Raw genomic sequence first — 1,136 nt, forward strand, 5'->3', positions numbered from 1 at the left:
GCGTGACATTGACCAGGCGGTTCATCTCGGTGCGGATCGTCTTGCAGGCCTTGAGGCCGTCCAGCGTCAGCGGCACCTTGATGCAGACATTGTCGGCGATCTTGGCCAGAACCTTGGCCTGCTGCATCATCTCGGAATATTCGGTGGCGGTGACTTCAGCCGAGACCGGACCCTTGACGATGTCGCAAATCTGTTTGGTGACCTCGGCGATCTTGCCGCCGGATTTGAGGATCAGCGACGGATTGGTGGTGACGCCGTCGAGCAGCCCCAGATCGTTCAGCTCACGGATATCCTTGACGTCGGCGGTGTCGACAAAAAATTTCATGGCGGGTCTCCTGAAGATTTTCATGTGCATGCCATGCACATTTGGGGTCGGCCTTTGATCTAGACCAAAGTCAGGGCAAGGTCACGCCTCATGATCGAAGATTCGCCCTTTGTAGCAGCCGCACCGGTGCTGGTGCCGATGCCCGCCGAACGCCCCTACACCTACGCCGTGCCGGCCGGCATGCGCGTGGTGCCGGGCTCGATCGTGCGTGTGCCGCTCGGGCCGCGCCAGGTCGCCGGCATCGTCTGGGACGGCGCGGTCGAGAAGGTCGACGCGAAAAAGCTGCGTCCTATCGAACAGGTCTTCGACTGCCCGCCGATCGACCGCGCGATGCGCCGTTTCGTCGACTGGGTGGCGCAGTACACGCTATCGCCGCCCGGCATGGTGGCGCGCATGCTGCTCAGGGCGCCGGAGGCTTTCGACCCCGAACCGTGGATCGAGGGGTTGCAGCGCACGCTTCTCGCACCTGACCGGATGACGGGCGCCAGGCAGCGCGTGCTGGAGACGGCCGAAGGCGGCCTTGCCTGGACGCGCTCCGGCCTCGCCCACGCCGCCGGCGTGTCGTCTACGGTGATCGACGGCCTGAGGGCGCAAGGCGTGTTCGAGACCGTGATGATCCCGCCGCGCCCGGTGGTGGCCGCGCCCGATCCCGGCTACGCTATTCCGGAACTGATGCCGGACCAGGGCGCCGCGGCGCAGATGCTGCGCGCCAATGTCGCAGCCGGCGTGTTCAACGTCGCGTTGCTCGACGGCGTCACCGGTTCGGGTAAGACCGAGGTCTATTTCGAGGCGGTGGCGGCTGCGCTCGACC

The 1,136-nt window shown here is 65.3% G+C and carries 1 protein-coding gene and 1 pseudogene; one reads left to right on the forward strand and one right to left on the reverse strand.

Annotation, left to right across the window (positions count from 1 at the left end):
• Nucleotides 1–325, reverse strand: a 325-nt coding sequence (locus tag EN914_RS36135; RefSeq protein WP_281034703.1) for a transaldolase family protein, incomplete at its 3' end; no start/stop codon positions are given.
• A 90-nt stretch (nucleotides 326–415) separates the two neighbouring features.
• Between EN914_RS36135 and EN914_RS36140 the strand changes: the two are divergent.
• Nucleotides 416–1,136 (forward strand): annotated as a pseudogene (locus EN914_RS36140) (primosomal protein N'); the annotation flags it as partial.

The sequence above is a fragment of the Mesorhizobium sp. M7A.F.Ca.CA.001.08.2.1 genome, assembly GCF_003998455.1.
Taxonomy (GTDB): domain Bacteria; phylum Pseudomonadota; class Alphaproteobacteria; order Rhizobiales; family Rhizobiaceae; genus Mesorhizobium; species Mesorhizobium ciceri.